Here is a 15,525-nt window from a genome sequence, read left to right as displayed (position 1 = left end):
GTTCGACTTCCTGCGGAAGCTGGACGAGCTGCCGGTGCCGGACAAACGGGTGGTCGACAACGCGGGGTTCTTCCACGCCGGCGGACGGGCTGGAGAGGGGTGGGCTGGGAGGGAGGGGTGCGGGGGGCGGGTGTGGAGGAGGAAGGGGAGCCTGGAGGGGGGCCGGAAGGGGGTGGGGAGTCCGGAAGGGTGTGGGCGCGGGGCGTGGGAGAGGGGAAGCCCTGGCTAGGGGGAACGGGAAGCCAGGGGGAGGGGCGAGGGAGGAGGGGCGTGGGGAGGGCGAGGGGGAAGTCCTGGCGAGGGGCGTGGGGGAACGGGAAGCCTGGGCGAAGGAGAAGGGGCGAGGGGGAAGGGGCGAGGTGGAGGTGGAGGTGGAGGTGGAGGGGAAGGGGAAGGGGGAAGTCCTGGCGAGAGGTATGGGGGAACGGGAAGCCTCGGTGGAGGGAGTCCGAAAGCAGGACGGTCCGGCCGGGGAAGCCCGGGAGCCGGAAGGCCCGGCGAGGGAAGCCGGGAAACCGGAAACCCCGGCGAGGGAAGCCCGGGGGCTCGATCTTCCGGGGGCGCGGTCTTCCGGGGCCTCACCCGGCTCTCGGCGGCTGGCATCCCCGCGGTCACGGTCGTCTTCGGCAACTGCACGGCGGGCGGGAGAGAGCCCCGGAAGGGGAAGTCCGGGCGTTGCGGGAGCCCGGGGCAGAGAGCTCAGGTCGACGGGAAAGCTTGGGCCGGGGACGGGCTGATGCTGGGGCGGAGGGCCTGGGCGGGGATGGCCTGCCGCCAATGCCTGCCGCCGACGCTCGACGCCGACGCGCGGCAAGTAACGGCCGCCGACCGTAACCACCTCCGCGGAGCCGCGTGAAGCCGCCCGTGTGCGGGGATCGAGGGTCTGGAGAGCCAGCCCGAGTCCGGGAGACAGGCCAAGTGGGGGAGAGGCGAGAGGCGCGGGGGCAGGGGTGTGAGGGGGTGCCGTGTGGGGGTGTGGGGGCGGGGCGGGGTGAGGGGGGTGTTCGAATGATTTTGGGGTTACGGGTGTCGTCCACAGATTGGGTGGGTTTTTTGCTTCCACAGGCTGGGGACTGGGAAGTTGTCCAGACTGTGTCCACAGGCTGGGGGTGCGGGAGGGGATCTGGGCAGGTCAGGGGGGTGTGGATTCGTGGATAACTGTTGTCCACAGGGTGTGGAAAACTTTGGCGTCCACAGGGGGTCTACGAAGTTTTCCACCGGGTTTCCCCAGGTTGGAGGGTGTTTTCCCCAGGGAACGGGGGGTTCTCCACAGCGTTGTCCACTGTTCGGCAACATGACGCGCCTGCTCACCGGGTCGAGTGAAAGGCGTCACACGAAGGTGCCAGGTTGGCCTGTGGGAAACGTGGGTAAACCTGGGGACGCAGTTGGGGATAAGGGGCCCAGGTCTGTGGACGGGGTGTGCAGAACTTTTCGTTCTCCACAGGAGCACCGAGTTGTCCACCGGCTCCATCCACAGGACCGGTGGATAAAATTTCCGCTCTGAGCTGGGAAAACGTAGTTATCCACTGTATCCACAGCCCCTACTACTAAGACCAACTAGAGAGAGCCTGGGAATCGTTTCGAAGCGGGGCCTGTGCACAACTCGCTCCGGGCTGCCCGGCTGCCCCTCGTCACGACTTGACCCCGAGGGGCACCAGCTGTCAGTGGGGTGCGTCAGACTGTTCCCCGGTGTCCTTCCCCTCGCCGAGGGCCACGACACCCAGACAGACGACGAAGGCGAAGCAGGCCGAGAAGCGCCGGCAACAGCAGGAGGCGGCAAGAGTGAAGATCCGGGTGGAACGCGACGTACTCGCGGAGGCCGTGGCCTGGGCGGCACGCAGCCTCCCGGCCCGCCCGCCGGCGCCTGTCCTCGCCGGGCTCCTGCTGAAGGCCGAGGAAGGCCAGCTGAGCCTGTCGAGCTTCGACTACGAGGTCTCCGCCAGGGTCGGCGTCGAGGCCGAGGTCGACGAGGAGGGCACGGTCCTGGTGTCGGGCCGGCTGCTCGCGGACATCTGCCGCGCGCTGCCGAACCGTCCGGTGGAGATCTCCACAGACGGTGTACGGGCGACCGTGGTCTGCGGCTCCTCGCGGTTCACACTCCACACCCTGCCTGTGGAGGAGTACCCGGCACTCCCGCAGATGCCGGAGGCGACGGGCACGGTCCCCGGCGAGGTCTTCGCCTCCGCCGCCGCCCAGGTCGCCATCGCCGCCGGCCGCGACGACACCCTCCCGGTGCTGACGGGTGTCCGCATCGAGATCGAGGGCGACACGGTCACGCTGGCCTCCACCGACCGCTACCGCTTCGCCGTCCGCGAGTTCCTGTGGAAGCCGGAGAACCCCGAGGCGTCCGCCGTCGCGCTCGTCCCGGCGAAGACCCTCCTGGACACCGCGAAGGCGCTCACGAGCGGCGACAGCGTCATCCTGGCGCTCTCCGGCTCGGGCAGCGGCGAGGGCCTCATCGGCTTCGAGGGCGCCGGCCGCCGGACGACCACGCGTCTCCTGGAGGGCGACCTCCCGAAGTACCGCACGCTCTTCCCGACCGAGTTCAACTCCGTCGCCGTGATCGAGACCGCGCCGTTCGTCGAGGCGGTCAAGCGTGTCGCCCTCGTCGCCGAGCGGAACACCCCGGTGCGGCTCAGCTTCGAGCAGGGCGTGCTGATCCTGGAGGCCGGTTCCAGCGACGACGCACAGGCTGTGGAGCGCGTCGACGCCCAGCTGGAGGGCGACGACATCTCGATCGCCTTCAACCCGGGCTTCCTGCTGGAGGGCCTGAGCGCGATCGGCTCGCCGGTGGCGCAGCTGTCGTTCACGACGTCCACGAAGCCCGCGCTGCTGAGCGGCAAGCCCGCGCTCGACGCCGAGGCGGACGAGGCGTACAAGTACCTGATCATGCCGGTGCGCCTCAGCGGCTGAGTGTCGTCGTGGCGGGGGTGGGCGCGTAGCGTTCACAGGTGAGCGGTTATGCCCACAACTGTGCGCTGACGTCCGGGTTTAGGCTCAGGCCGGGGAACAACGTGCCCCCCACGCCACACAGCGACCTAAGGAACCACTGATGGAGCTCGGCCTCGTCGGACTCGGCAAGATGGGCGGCAACATGCGCGAGCGGATTCGCCGCGCGGGCCACACTGTCGTCGGGTACGACCGCAACCCGGACCTCGCGGACGTCCACAGCCTCAAGGAACTTGTGGACGGCCTCCAGGCGCCGCGCGTGGTCTGGGTGATGGTCCCGGCCGGAGCTCCCACCCAGGCGACGGTCGACGAGCTGGCCGAGCTGCTGGAGCCCGGGGACGTCGTCGTGGACGGCGGCAACTCCCGCTGGACGGACGACGAGAAGCACGCCGAGGAGCTGGCGGCCAAGGGCATCGGGTTCGTCGACTGCGGTGTCTCCGGCGGCGTCTGGGGCCTGGCCAACGGCTACGCGCTCATGTACGGCGGCGACGCCGCGGACATCGCCAAGGTCCAGCCGGTCTTCGACGCGCTGAAGCCCGAGGGCGACTTCGGGGCCGTCCACGCCGGCAAGGTCGGCGCGGGGCACTTCGCGAAGATGGTCCACAACGGCATCGAGTACGCCATGATGCAGGCGTACGCCGAGGGCTGGGAGCTCCTGGAGAAGGTCGACTCCGTCACCGACGTACGCGAGGTCTTCCGGTCCTGGCAGGAGGGGACGGTCATCCGCTCCTGGCTGCTCGACCTCGCCGTGAACGCGCTGGACGAGGACGAGCACCTCGACAAGCTGCGCGGTTACGCCCAGGACTCCGGCGAGGGCCGCTGGACCGTCGAGGCCGCCATCGACCACGCCGTCCCGCTGCCCGCGATCACCGCCTCGCTGTTCGCGCGGTTCGCGTCCCGGCAGGACGACTCGCCGCAGATGAAGATGATCTCGGCGCTGCGCAACCAGTTCGGCGGACACGCGGTCGAGTCCAAGTAACACCTGACGAGACAACACCTGTCGAGTCCGAGCCACACCCCCGGAGAGGTCGGCCATGCACGTCACGCATCTGTCGCTGGCCGACTTCCGTTCGTACGCCCGGGCCGAGGTCCCGCTCGACCCGGGCGTCACCGCGTTCGTGGGCCCCAACGGACAGGGCAAGACGAACCTCGTCGAGGCCGTCGGCTATCTCGCGACCCTCGGCAGCCACCGCGTCGCCTCGGACGCGCCGCTCGTGCGGATGGGGGCCGACCGGGCGATCGTCCGGGCGCAGGTGAGGCAGGGCGAGCGGCAGCAGCTCGTCGAACTGGAGGTGAACCCCGGCAAATCGAACCGCGCGCGCATCAACCGGTCGAGCCAGGTCCGTCCCCGGGACGTCCTCGGAATCCTGCGCACGGTGCTGTTCGCGCCGGAGGACCTCGCGCTCGTCAAGGGCGACCCCGGCGAGCGCCGCCGCTTCCTCGACGAGCTGGTCACCGCCCGCTCGCCCCGGATGGCCGGCGTCCGCTCCGACTACGAGCGCGTCCTCAAGCAGCGCAACACCCTCCTCAAGTCCGCCGCCCTCGCCCGCCGGCACGGCGGCCGGACCATGGACCTCTCCACCCTCGACGTCTGGGACCAGCACCTCGCCCGCGCGGGCGCCGAACTCCTCGCCCAGCGCCTCGACCTGGTCGCCACCCTCCAGCCGCTCGCCGACAAGGCGTACGAGCAACTGGCGCCCGGCGGCGGCCCGTTGGCCCTGGAGTACAAGCCGTCCGCCCCCGGCGAGGCGCACACCCGCGAGGAGCTGTACGGCCAGCTGATGGCGGCCCTCGCGGAGGCCCGCAAGCAGGAGATCGAACGGGGCGTCACACTTGTCGGCCCGCACCGCGACGACCTCCTCCTCCAGCTCGGCCGGCTCCCCGCGAAGGGCTACGCCTCCCACGGCGAGTCCTGGTCCTACGCCCTCGCCCTGCGCCTCGCCTCCTACGACCTGCTGCGCGCCGAGGGGAACGAGCCGGTGCTCGTCCTCGACGACGTCTTCGCGGAACTGGACGCCCGCCGGCGCGAACGGCTGGCGGAGCTGGTGGCTCCCGGCGAGCAGGTACTGGTGACGGCCGCGGTGGACGACGACGTACCTGGAGTGCTGGTCGGGACGCGGTTCTCGGTGTCGGACGGTCAGGTGGAGCGGGTATGAGTACCGACGAACGGGACGCGAGGGAAGTTCCCGGCGAAACGCGCGAAAAGCGTGAGAAGGCCGCGTCACCGGAACCCTCCGGCGTCGACCTCGCCCGCGTCGCCCTCAAGGCCGCCCGCGAACAGGCACGCGCGCGTGGGGACGCCGCCCAGCAGAAGAAGCAGGCCCGGCGCGGCGGCGGGCTGCGCTCCGGGGCGCGCGCGGACGGCCGCGACCCCATGGCGCTCGGCGCCGCGATCAACCGCCTGCTGAACGAGCGCGGCTGGGAGGCGCCGGCCGCGGTCGGCGGGGTGATGGGCCGCTGGCCGGAGATCGTCGGCGAGGACATCGGCAAGCACTGCGTCCCCGAGCGCTACGACGAGGACGCGTACGAACTGGTCGTGCGCTGCGACTCGACGGCCTGGGCGACGAACCTGCGGCTGCTCGCGCCGACGCTGGTCGCCCGGCTCAACCAGGACCTCGGGCACGGCACCGTACGTCTGATCAAGGTGTTGGGGCCCGGCGGTCCCGTGCGCCGTTACGGGCCCCTGCGCGCCCCCGGGAGCACCGGGCCCGGCGACACTTACGGGTGACTTACCTCACGCCGTGCGCGAGTGACCCGGTCGCCTCCGGGCCGTCGTACACAGGGGGAGCCGTGCCGGGGCCGGCGTGCGCCGTGTGCGGGGGCGTCGTCCTGGGCGCCCGGAAGCCGCTCAACCCGCTTGTCGTACAAGGCCGAACCGGACGTATGCACCGGTGAATCCGGAGCTGACTCGCCGGTAGCCATGGGTTGACAGCCGGAAGCGCTGAGTGCCGCCGTGAGCCTCTTGAGCCCCCCGTCCGTATATCGGGAGTCGTAAGAGGCGGGTTGAGGGCGGCACATGCGGACTCAGGTACCGGCAAACCCCCATCGCGGTCGGTGCTACCGGTAGACTGGAAGCCAATCCCGCCCCAAACGTGGGGACCGCCCGGGACAAGCTGAGCAACGCTGATCAAGGCTTACCAACGCAACATGCCGCAGCCGCTCCGGCAACCTGCCCAGGAGTCTGGCTCGTGCTGTGCCAGAAAGGGCGCTTCGTGGCCGATTCCGGCAACCCCAACGAGAACAACCCGTCCACCGACGCGGGCGTGAACGGCGAGGTCACCGCCTCGTACGACGCCAACGCGATCACCGTCCTCGAAGGGCTGGACGCGGTCCGCAAGCGGCCCGGTATGTACATCGGCTCGACCGGTGAGCGCGGTCTGCACCACCTCGTGTACGAGGTCGTGGACAACGCGGTCGACGAGGCCCTGGCCGGTCACGCGGACACCATCGACGTCACGATCCTCGCCGACGGCGGGGTGCGCGTGATCGACAACGGCCGCGGCATCCCGGTCGGCATCGTGCCGTCCGAGGGCAAGCCGGCCGTCGAGGTCGTGCTCACCGTCCTGCACGCGGGCGGCAAGTTCGGCGGCGGCGGGTACGCCGTCTCCGGCGGTCTGCACGGCGTCGGTGTCTCCGTCGTCAACGCGCTGTCGAGCCGGGTCTCCGTCGAGATCCGCACGGACGGCCACCGCTGGACGCAGGACTACAAGCTCGGTGCCCCGACCGCCCCCCTCGCGCAGCACGAACAGACGCGCGAGACCGGCACCTCGGTCACCTTCTGGGCGGACCCCGACATCTTCGAGACGACCGTCTACTCCTTCGAGACGCTCTCGCGGCGCTTCCAGGAGATGGCCTTCCTCAACAAGGGCCTGACGATCAAGCTCACCGACGAGCGCGAGTCGGCGAAGGCCACGGCCGGCGCGGACGAGGCCGGGTCGGACGAGAAGGCCGAGGTCAAGACGGTCACGTACCGCTACGACGGCGGCATCGTCGACTTCGTGAAGTACCTCAACTCCCGCAAGGGCGAGGCCGTGCACGCCACGATCATCGACCTGGAGGCGGAGGACAAGGAGAAGGCCCTCTCCCTCGAAGTCGCCATGCAGTGGAACAGCGGCTACAGCGAGGGCGTCTACTCCTTCGCCAACATCATCCACACGCACGAGGGCGGCACCCACGAAGAGGGCTTCCGCGCGGCGCTCACGAACCTGATCAACAAGTACGCCCGCGACAAGAAGCTGCTCCGCGAGAAGGACGACAACCTCACGGGCGACGACATCCGCGAGGGCCTCACGGCGATCATCTCGGTCAAGCTCAGCGAGCCGCAGTTCGAGGGCCAGACCAAGACCAAGCTGGGCAACACGGAGGCGAAGACCTTCGTCCAGAAGGCGGTCTACGAGCACCTCAACGACTGGCTGGACCGCAACCCGGTGGAGGCCGCGGACATCGTCCGCAAGGGCATCCAGGCGGCCACCGCGCGCGTCGCGGCCCGCAAGGCGCGCGATCTGACGCGCCGCAAGGGGCTGCTGGAGTCGGCGTCGCTGCCGGGCAAGCTGTCCGACTGCCAGTCGAACGACCCCACCAAGTGCGAGATCTTCATCGTCGAGGGTGACTCCGCCGGCGGTTCCGCGAAGTCGGGCCGCAACCCGCAGTACCAGGCGATCCTCCCGATCCGCGGCAAGATCCTGAACGTCGAGAAGGCGCGGATCGACAAGATCCTCCAGAACCAGGAGATCCAGGCGCTGATCTCCGCGTTCGGCACTGGTGTGCACGAGGACTTCGACATCTCGAAGCTCCGCTATCACAAGATCATCCTGATGGCGGACGCCGACGTCGACGGCCAGCACATCAACACCCTGCTGCTGACCTTCCTGTTCCGCTTCATGCGGCCCCTGGTCGAGGCCGGGCACGTCTTCCTGTCCCGCCCCCCGCTGTACAAGATCAAGTGGGGCCGCGAGGACATCGAGTACGCCTACTCCGACCGCGAGCGCGACGCGCTCCTGGAGATGGGCCGCCAGCGCGGCAAGCGCGTGCGCGAGGACTCGATCCAGCGCTTCAAGGGTCTCGGCGAGATGAACGCCGAGGAGCTGCGCGTCACGACCATGGACCAGGACCTGCGCGTCCTCGGCCAGGTCACCCTCGACGACGCCGCCCAGGCGGACGACCTGTTCTCGGTCCTCATGGGTGAGGACGTCGAGGCCCGCCGCGCGTTCATCCAGCGCAACGCCAAGGACGTCCGCTTCCTCGACATCTGAGTCGGTATCGGCTGACCGCGACAGAAAGGATCTTCACCAGCAATGACCGACGAGAACACGCCAGAGGTTCCGGCGGAAGAGGGCACCACCCGCATCGAGCCCGTCGGGCTCGAGACGGAGATGCAGCGCTCCTACCTGGACTACGCGATGTCCGTCATCGTGTCCCGGGCCCTGCCCGACGTCCGTGACGGCCTCAAGCCCGTCCACCGCCGGGTCCTGTACGCCATGTACGACGGCGGCTACCGGCCCGAGAAGGGCTTCTACAAGTGCGCCCGCGTCGTCGGCGACGTCATGGGCAACTACCACCCGCACGGCGACTCCTCGATCTACGACGCGCTGGTCCGCCTCGCGCAGCCGTGGTCGATGCGGATGCCGCTCGTGGACTCCAACGGCAACTTCGGTTCCCCGGGCAACGACCCGGCCGCCGCCATGCGGTACACCGAGTGCAAGATGATGCCGCTGTCCATGGAGATGGTCCGCGACATCGACGAGGAGACCGTCGACTTCACGGACAACTACGACGGCCGCTCCCAGGAGCCGACCGTCCTCCCGGCCCGCTTCCCGAACCTGCTGATCAACGGCTCGGCGGGCATCGCGGTCGGCATGGCCACCAACATCCCCTCGCACAACCTGCGCGAGGTCGCGGCCGGCGCGCAGTGGTGTCTGGAGCACCCGGACGCCTCGCACGAGGAGCTGCTCGACGCGCTGATCGAGCGCATCAAGGGCCCCGACTTCCCCACAGGGGCGTTGGTGGTCGGCCGCAAGGGCATCGAGGAGGCGTACCGCACCGGGCGCGGCTCCATCACGATGCGCGCGGTCGTCGAGGTCGAGGAGATCCAGAACCGCCAGTGCCTGGTGGTCACCGAGCTGCCCTACCAGGTCAACCCGGACAACCTCGCGCAGAAGATCGCCGACCTCGTCAAGGACGGCAAGATCGGCGGCATCGCCGACGTCCGCGACGAGACGTCCTCCCGTACCGGCCAGCGGCTCGTCATCGTCCTCAAGAGGGACGCGGTCGCCAAGGTCGTCCTGAACAACCTCTACAAGCACACCGACCTCCAGACGAACTTCGGCGCCAACATGCTGGCGCTCGTCGACGGCGTGCCGCGCACCCTCTCGCTGGACGCGTTCATCCGGCACTGGGTGACGCACCAGATCGAGGTCGTCGTCCGGCGTACGCGCTTCAGGCTGCGCAAGGCCGAGGAGCGGGCGCACATCCTGCGCGGGCTGCTGAAGGCGCTCGACGCGATCGACGAGGTCATCGCGCTGATCAGGCGCAGCGAGACCGTCGACATCGCGCGCACGGGCCTGATGGACCTGCTCACGATCGACGAGATCCAGGCCAACGCGATCCTGGAGATGCAGCTCCGCCGGCTCGCGGCCCTGGAGCGGCAGAAGATCATCCAGGAGCACGACGAACTCCAGGCGAAGATCGCCGAGTACAACGAGATCCTCGCCTCGCCGGTCCGCCAGCGCGGGATCGTCAGCGAGGAGCTCGCCGCGATCGTCGAGAAGTACGGCGACGACCGCAAGACCATGCTGGTGCCCTACGACGGTGACATGTCCATCGAGGACCTGATCGCCGAGGAGGACATCGTCGTCACCGTCTCCCGCAGCGGCTACGTCAAGCGGACCAAGACGGACGACTACCGGGCGCAGAAGCGCGGCGGCAAGGGCGTGCGGGGCACGAAGCTCAAGGAAGACGACATCGTCGACCACTTCTTCGTCTCCACCACCCACCACTGGCTGCTGTTCTTCACGAACAAGGGCCGCGTCTACCGGGCGAAGGCGTACGAGCTTCCGGACGCCGGCCGGGACGCGCGCGGGCAGCACGTCGCGAACCTGCTCGCCTTCCAGCCGGACGAGGCGATCGCCGAGATCCTCGCCATCCGCGACTACGAGGCGGCGCCGCACCTGGTGCTCGCCACGAAGGCGGGTCTGGTGAAGAAGACGCCTCTGAAGGATTACGATTCGCCGCGCTCCGGGGGCGTCATCGCGATCAACCTGCGCGAGCGGGAGGACGGTTCGGACGACGAACTGATCGGTGCCGAACTGGTCTCGTCCGACGACGATCTGCTTCTGATCAGCAAGAAGGCGCAGTCGATCAGGTTCACCGCCTCGGACGACACGCTGCGTCCGATGGGCCGCGCGACCTCGGGCGTCAAGGGCATGAGCTTCCGCGAGGGCGACGAACTGCTCTCGATGAATGTCGTCCGACCCGGTACGTTCGTGTTCACCGCGACAGACGGTGGGTACGCGAAGCGAACCAATGTCGACGAATATCGCGTCCAAGGACGTGGGGGCCTCGGAATCAAGGCCGCCAAGATCGTCGAGGACCGGGGTTCGCTCGTCGGTGCGCTGGTGGTCGAGGAGACCGATGAGATCCTCGCCATCACGCTCGGCGGCGGTGTGATTCGTACGCGAGTCAACGAGGTCAGGGAGACGGGCCGTGACACCATGGGCGTCCAACTGATCAACCTGGGCAAGCGCGATGCCGTCGTCGGCATCGCCCGTAACGCCGAGGCGGGGCGCGAGGCGGAGGAGGTCGAGGGAGACCTCGACGCCGCGGAGGCCACGACCGAGGCCGGCACGGACGAGGGCGACGTGCCCTCGGCCGAGTAGCACCGAGGAGAGAGTCATCGTGAGCGGAGCCACGGGCGCCGGTACGTCCGCCGGTACGGCCGGTACTTCCGGTACTTCGGGCACTTCGGGCCGGGAGAAGGACGGCGGCGGTCGTGGCTCCGCCGCGGACGCCCCCGGTACGGGGGGTGCGGGCGGGGGCGATCCGCGTGACTCGCACACGACGCAGCTGAAGGCGATCAAGCCGGACAGCGAGCCGCCGGCGTCGCTCGCCAAGAAGGGGGCCGCTCAGCGGGGGGCCGGTGGGTCCTCGGGCAACGGGCAGTCTCCGAAGGGTGGTTCGGGGGCCGGGGCGGGGGCTGTGGGGGCTCAGCAGGGTGCCGGGGCCGGTGCTGGTGCCGGGGTTCGGCAGGGGCAGCGGCAGCGTGGTGACGCCGGGGCGGCTACGGCGTCCGCGGCGTCCGCGGCGTCTGCGGCGTCTGCGTCTGTGTCCGCGGCGTCTGCGGCGTCCGGGGCTCAGGTCGGGCATCAGCAGACCGCCTCCCCGCTGCCCGGCGAGCGCCGCCAGGACGCCGGGGCCGCTCAGGGGGCCGCGCCGTACCACCCGCCGCAGGCGTACGCCGCTGAGGACGGGGACGTCGCCGAGGGTGCCGTCCGGCTGCCGAGGACGGGGGCGCGTACGGCGCCTCGGGTGCGGAAGGCGCGGCTGCGGGTCGCCAAGGCCGATCCCTGGTCCGTGATGAAGGTCAGCTTCCTGCTCTCCATCGCGCTCGGGGTCTGCACGATCGTCGCCTCGGCCGTGCTGTGGATGGTCATGGACGCGATGGGGGTCTTCTCCTCCGTCGGCTCCACGATCTCCGAGGCGACCGGGTCCAACGAGTCCAACGGGTTCGACCTCCAGTCCTTCCTGTCCCTCCCCCACGTGCTGATGTTCTCGACGATCATCGCGGTCATCGACGTCGTCCTCGCGACGGCGCTGGCGACCCTCGCGGCGTTCATCTACAACCTCTCCGCCGGGTTCGTCGGCGGGGTCGAGCTGACGCTCGCCGAGGACGAGTGAACTGCGGCTAAACCTGCGGTGGGCAGTCCCCCGACAACCGATTTTGGGACTGCCCGCGTCGTGCGCTAATCTTCAGGAGTCAGCGCGCGGGACACACTCCGCAGGCGCGGCGGGGCTATAGCTCAGTTGGTTAGAGCGCATCCCTGATAAGGATGAGGCCACAGGTTCAAATCCTGTTAGCCCCACCAGCACAAAGGCCCCCAACCGATCATGGTTGGGGGTCTTTGACATCAGCAGATGACATCAACGGGTCTGCGACGCCTGTTTCGGGGCGGGTTCACCGGGGGGGCCTACTCGCGGGTTACCCCAGGACTTCCCCGTTGCGTTGGTCACCCGATGAGCGGGTTCTCCAAGAGCTCCGCGAGCATGTCGACGGCTTCCCGCTCCGAGTCGCCAACGATCTGCGTGTAGATGTCCAGCGTCATCTTGATCTCGCTGTGCCGCATGATCTTCTGTGCCACCTTGGGGTGCACCTTCAGGTAGGCCAGCAGCGAGGCGCACGTCTTCCGGGCGATCCGGAGAGTGATCCGGCGCACGCCGGAACGCTTCAGGAGGCGGACGAAGGTCCGGCCGAAGCCGACCGGGTCTGTCAGACCGCCATGTTCGTTGGAGAAGATCACGTCATGGTCCGGGTCCTGGTGCCACTTGTCACCGGCGATCTGCCGTTCCAGGTCCTGTAGCTCGAAGCGCTGCTCCAGGGCGCGGGCGCAGAACCTCGGGAGCGGGAGAGGGGCGTTCGACGAGTCCGTCTTGAGGTTCTTGAGAACCAACCCCTTCCCCTTCACCCTCTGCACCTGCTTGACCGGGGTGAACTGGCCCGTTTCGAAGTCGATGTCCTGTCGGCGCAGACCCAGCAACTCGCTGCGGCGCAGACCGAGAACCAGTACTAGGACGAACGCCGCGTAGAAGCGGTGAGCGCGGGCGGAGTACAGGAAGCGGATCGCTTCCGAAGGGTTCCACGCCTTGCCCTTGTCGGTGTCGACCTTGGGCATGTCGACCAGGAGCGCCACGTTCCTGGTGAGGATCTCCTCTTTGACCGCGCGATTGAGGGCGTTCCGCAGGGTGCGGAGTACCTCGAAGCGGGTGGGTGCCGGCACGTCTTCACGGGTGAGCAGCGCCATGACGCTGCGGACCTTGGCCGGGGTCAGGCGAGTGATCGAGGTTTTCCCCAGGTGTGGAAGAAGGTAGAGCCTCACCTTGGACTCGTACTTGGAGTAGGTGTTGAACTCCAGGTTCGGCTTGACGATGTGGTTGATCCAGTAGTTCAGCCACTCGCCGACGCTCCATGAACGGGACGGGACGGGGACGCCCTCCCGCTCCTGCTGCTGAAGCTTCCCGAGCTTCTCGTTGGCTTCGTCGTACGTGGCGCCGTACACGAACTTGCGGACGCGGTTGCCGTCGGTGTCCGTGACGTACGCAGCACCCTGATAGCGGCCGTCCTTGCGCTGCGTGATGGTTCCCCCGCCGTTGGGGCGTCGCTTGGCCATCAGGCGGCCTCCCCCATGCCGCGACGGATGAAGGCGTGCACCGCTTCGTTCGGGATGCGGCGACAGGCGTCGACCTTCATGGAGGCGAGGCGGTTGGTGCGGATCAGGTCGTAGACCTTGGAGCGGCTGAGCTTGAGCTGGGCCATGACCTGAGGCACGGTGAGTAGTTCGGGGGTGCTGATGATGGGTGACTCCGTGTTCGTGGTGCGCGGGCTCATGTGATCCTCCGTGCGGGAGGCGCTCCCTGGGTGCGCAGGGGCAACCTCGTAAGCCGGACGCTGAAGGTGTAGCGCGGTGTCCGAGGCGGGGATTTCTGCGTCACTGGGTCATGCACGTCATTCGGGTCTCTGACCTGCTGGTTTGTGTGACGCGGTGACGTGGGTGTGTGTCACTGGCGTACGTCACTCCGTGCCGGGCTGTGTGGTGGTGATGACGCGGGTGACGTGGGGTGACACAGCCGTCGTGCGCGTACGTCACTGCCATATCCGCAGACCAGTGGTTGTTTCGCGGACGGGGGTGACGCGGGTGACGCAGCGTCCCTTTCCTTCGGACAAGAGGGAGGGGTGTCTGTGGTGGTGGGGTGCGGCTCAGGGCGTGAAGAAGGGGCCGCTTCGCGGCGCGTCTTTTGCCGGGCGGCGGTGCCGCCGGAACAGCAAGAAGAGCACCCCGGGCATGGGGCGGCGTGCTCTTCTTGCTTGTCCCCGGCGGCGGCCCGCAGGTCAGAATGCCGGCTGCTGTTCGTGGGGCGGCGGAACGGCGGGGCGGGCCATCTCGATGTAGCGGGCGGCGCTGGTGCGTCCCCAGTCGATGAGGACGCCCCGTGCGGCGAGGGTCGGCTGAAGGCGTTTGAGGCGGTCGGAGAGGACTTTCCCGGTGGTGGGCCAGCCTTTGGGGAGGGGGCGGAAGTCGTCGCCGGTGTACTGGCGGGTGAGGCAGTGCAGCCACTCAGCGGCCGTCATCCGCTGTTCCGTGCCTGGCTCGATGCTTGCGGCGTGCGCGAGGACAGTCTGTGCCAGCAGGTCGCCCTCGATGACGTCGTCGTTGAGGTCGTCGAGACTCGCCCGGTACGCGGCGAGAGCCCCCAAGCCGGTCGCCGCGTCGAGTTGGGCGCAGAGGTGGGCGAAGTCGGCCATGCGCAGGTCGGTGGGAATCTCCGCCTCTGCCGCACGGACCTTGACGGTGAGATCGAGCAGCGACCCGAGGATGACGGGCAACACATCCTCGAACTCCGTCCACAGCTCAGCCTCGGTGCGCCGGACGCGTGGCCGTTCGAGTCGCAACGGCAGGAGTCGTTCGGCGAGGTCGGGGCGGATGACGCCGACGTCGATGCCGGTGAGGAGGAGGGGCCGGCGGTAGCGGGCCCTCACGACGTCGCCGTCGGTGTAGAGGGCGCGCTTGATGGTCTCGGCGCCGGTCACGATGCAGCACATCAGGTCCGAGAGGTCCGGGGCCAGGTGCGAGAGGTTGTCCAGCGCGGTGACCCAGCCCGCTGCGACGGCCGCGATCAGGTTTTCCTCGTCCTTCGGGGCGCGGCGCAGGTCGCCGCTCATGCCCTCGATGATCCGTACGAGCATCCGGCCGCCGGTCGACTTCCCTGCGCCCTGGGGGCCGGTGAGGAACGGTGCGGGCACCGGCACGGACGGTCCGAGACAGCCGATCAGCCACGCGATGGCCAGGCACTCGGTCGCGGCGTTGGCGAAGTTGCACAGGCCCAACAGGAGGTCGATGCCCTTGCCGTCGGTGTCCCGTGCGGGGAGGGGGAGTTCGCCGGTGAGCTGGGTGCGCCGCCAGCACACCTCACGCGGGTCGGGAACGGTGATCTCCCACCCGGTGGGGTGGATGCGCACGGACTGCCCGTCGTCGCGTCCCAGGTCCAGCCAGGTGGCCCCGTCGAACCCGGGGGCGACACGGATGTGCACGGGCTGTACGGGCTGGCTCATCGCGAGTGCTTCGATCAAGTCCAACGCTTCCTTCAATGCGGTTCCGTTGAACACGCCGTATCCGTCCTTGAACAGGCCGACCATGAGTTCCTGCCGGTGGCTCCCCGAGGTTCCCTGGGATCGGATCGGGCGGGCGACGGGGTGGCCGTTCTTCTGTGCGAATACGGTGCCGTCGGCGGTGCGGAAGTAGCGGAAGTGCTCGCGGGCGTAGTCGGTGATGACCTCGCGTGCGGGGTTCTTGTCGTCGTCCGCCACGG

At 68.8% G+C, this 15,525-nt stretch carries 10 protein-coding genes, 1 tRNA gene and 1 pseudogene; 9 read left to right on the top strand and 3 right to left on the bottom strand.

The annotated features are described in order from the left end of the window. The 9 genes and pseudogenes from ABZX85_RS36230 to ABZX85_RS36190 all read left to right on the top strand — a co-directional run. A pseudogene (locus ABZX85_RS36230) lies at positions 1–82 on the top strand (toxic cation resistance protein); the annotation flags it as partial. Positions 83–1,782: 1,700 nt separating this feature from the next. Then, positions 1,783–2,913: a DNA polymerase III subunit beta gene (dnaN, locus tag ABZX85_RS36225; RefSeq protein WP_355878543.1), complete on the top strand. Its 1,131-nt coding sequence runs from the start codon at positions 1,783–1,785 to the stop codon at positions 2,911–2,913. Between the two features lie 139 nt (positions 2,914–3,052). After that, on the top strand, positions 3,053–3,928 hold the full coding sequence (gene gnd, locus ABZX85_RS36220; RefSeq protein ID WP_355878536.1) for a phosphogluconate dehydrogenase (NAD(+)-dependent, decarboxylating): 876 nt from the start codon (positions 3,053–3,055) through the stop codon (positions 3,926–3,928). A gap of 55 nt (positions 3,929–3,983) precedes the next feature. Beyond that, entirely contained in the window at positions 3,984–5,105 is a 1,122-nt protein-coding gene (gene recF, locus ABZX85_RS36215) for a DNA replication/repair protein RecF (protein WP_355878533.1), read from the top strand. Then, positions 5,102–5,677 (top strand): DciA family protein, encoded by a 576-nt coding sequence (locus ABZX85_RS36210; RefSeq protein ID WP_355878530.1) that lies wholly within the window; start codon positions 5,102–5,104, stop codon positions 5,675–5,677. Before recF ends, ABZX85_RS36210 begins: the two co-directional genes overlap by 4 nt. Before the next feature lie 460 nt (positions 5,678–6,137). Next, on the top strand, positions 6,138–8,201 hold the full coding sequence (gene gyrB, locus ABZX85_RS36205) for a DNA topoisomerase (ATP-hydrolyzing) subunit B (protein WP_355878527.1): 2,064 nt from the start codon (positions 6,138–6,140) through the stop codon (positions 8,199–8,201). A gap of 42 nt (positions 8,202–8,243) precedes the next feature. After that, complete coding sequence (gene gyrA / locus ABZX85_RS36200; protein WP_355878524.1) at positions 8,244–10,823, top strand: DNA gyrase subunit A; 2,580 nt, start codon at positions 8,244–8,246, stop codon at positions 10,821–10,823. 19 nt (positions 10,824–10,842) lie between these two features. Beyond that, complete coding sequence (locus ABZX85_RS36195) at positions 10,843–11,841, top strand: DUF3566 domain-containing protein (protein ID WP_355878521.1); 999 nt, start codon at positions 10,843–10,845, stop codon at positions 11,839–11,841. Positions 11,842–11,952: 111 nt separating this feature from the next. Continuing rightward, positions 11,953–12,029, top strand: a tRNA-Ile gene (locus ABZX85_RS36190). Between the two features lie 141 nt (positions 12,030–12,170). Here the strand turns inward: ABZX85_RS36190 and ABZX85_RS36185 are convergent. The 3 genes from ABZX85_RS36185 to ABZX85_RS36175 all read right to left on the bottom strand — a co-directional run bounded on the left by ABZX85_RS36185 (position 12,171) and on the right by ABZX85_RS36175 (position 15,523). Beyond that, entirely contained in the window at positions 12,171–13,328 is a 1,158-nt protein-coding gene (locus ABZX85_RS36185) for a tyrosine-type recombinase/integrase (protein ID WP_355878518.1), read from the bottom strand. Beyond that, positions 13,328–13,546: a helix-turn-helix domain-containing protein gene (locus tag ABZX85_RS36180; protein ID WP_355878515.1), complete on the bottom strand. Its 219-nt coding sequence runs from the start codon at positions 13,544–13,546 to the stop codon at positions 13,328–13,330. Before ABZX85_RS36180 ends, ABZX85_RS36185 begins: the two co-directional genes overlap by 1 nt. Before the next feature lie 501 nt (positions 13,547–14,047). Then, entirely contained in the window at positions 14,048–15,523 is a 1,476-nt protein-coding gene (locus ABZX85_RS36175; RefSeq protein WP_355878512.1) for an ATP-binding protein, read from the bottom strand. Positions 15,524–15,525 lie beyond the last annotated feature (2 nt).

This window comes from Streptomyces sp. NPDC004539 (assembly GCF_040610055.1).
Classification (GTDB): Bacteria; Actinomycetota; Actinomycetes; order Streptomycetales; family Streptomycetaceae; genus Streptomyces.
The sequence above is the reverse complement of the archived record's forward strand: the minus strand, read 5'-3'. Positions and strand labels throughout refer to the sequence as shown.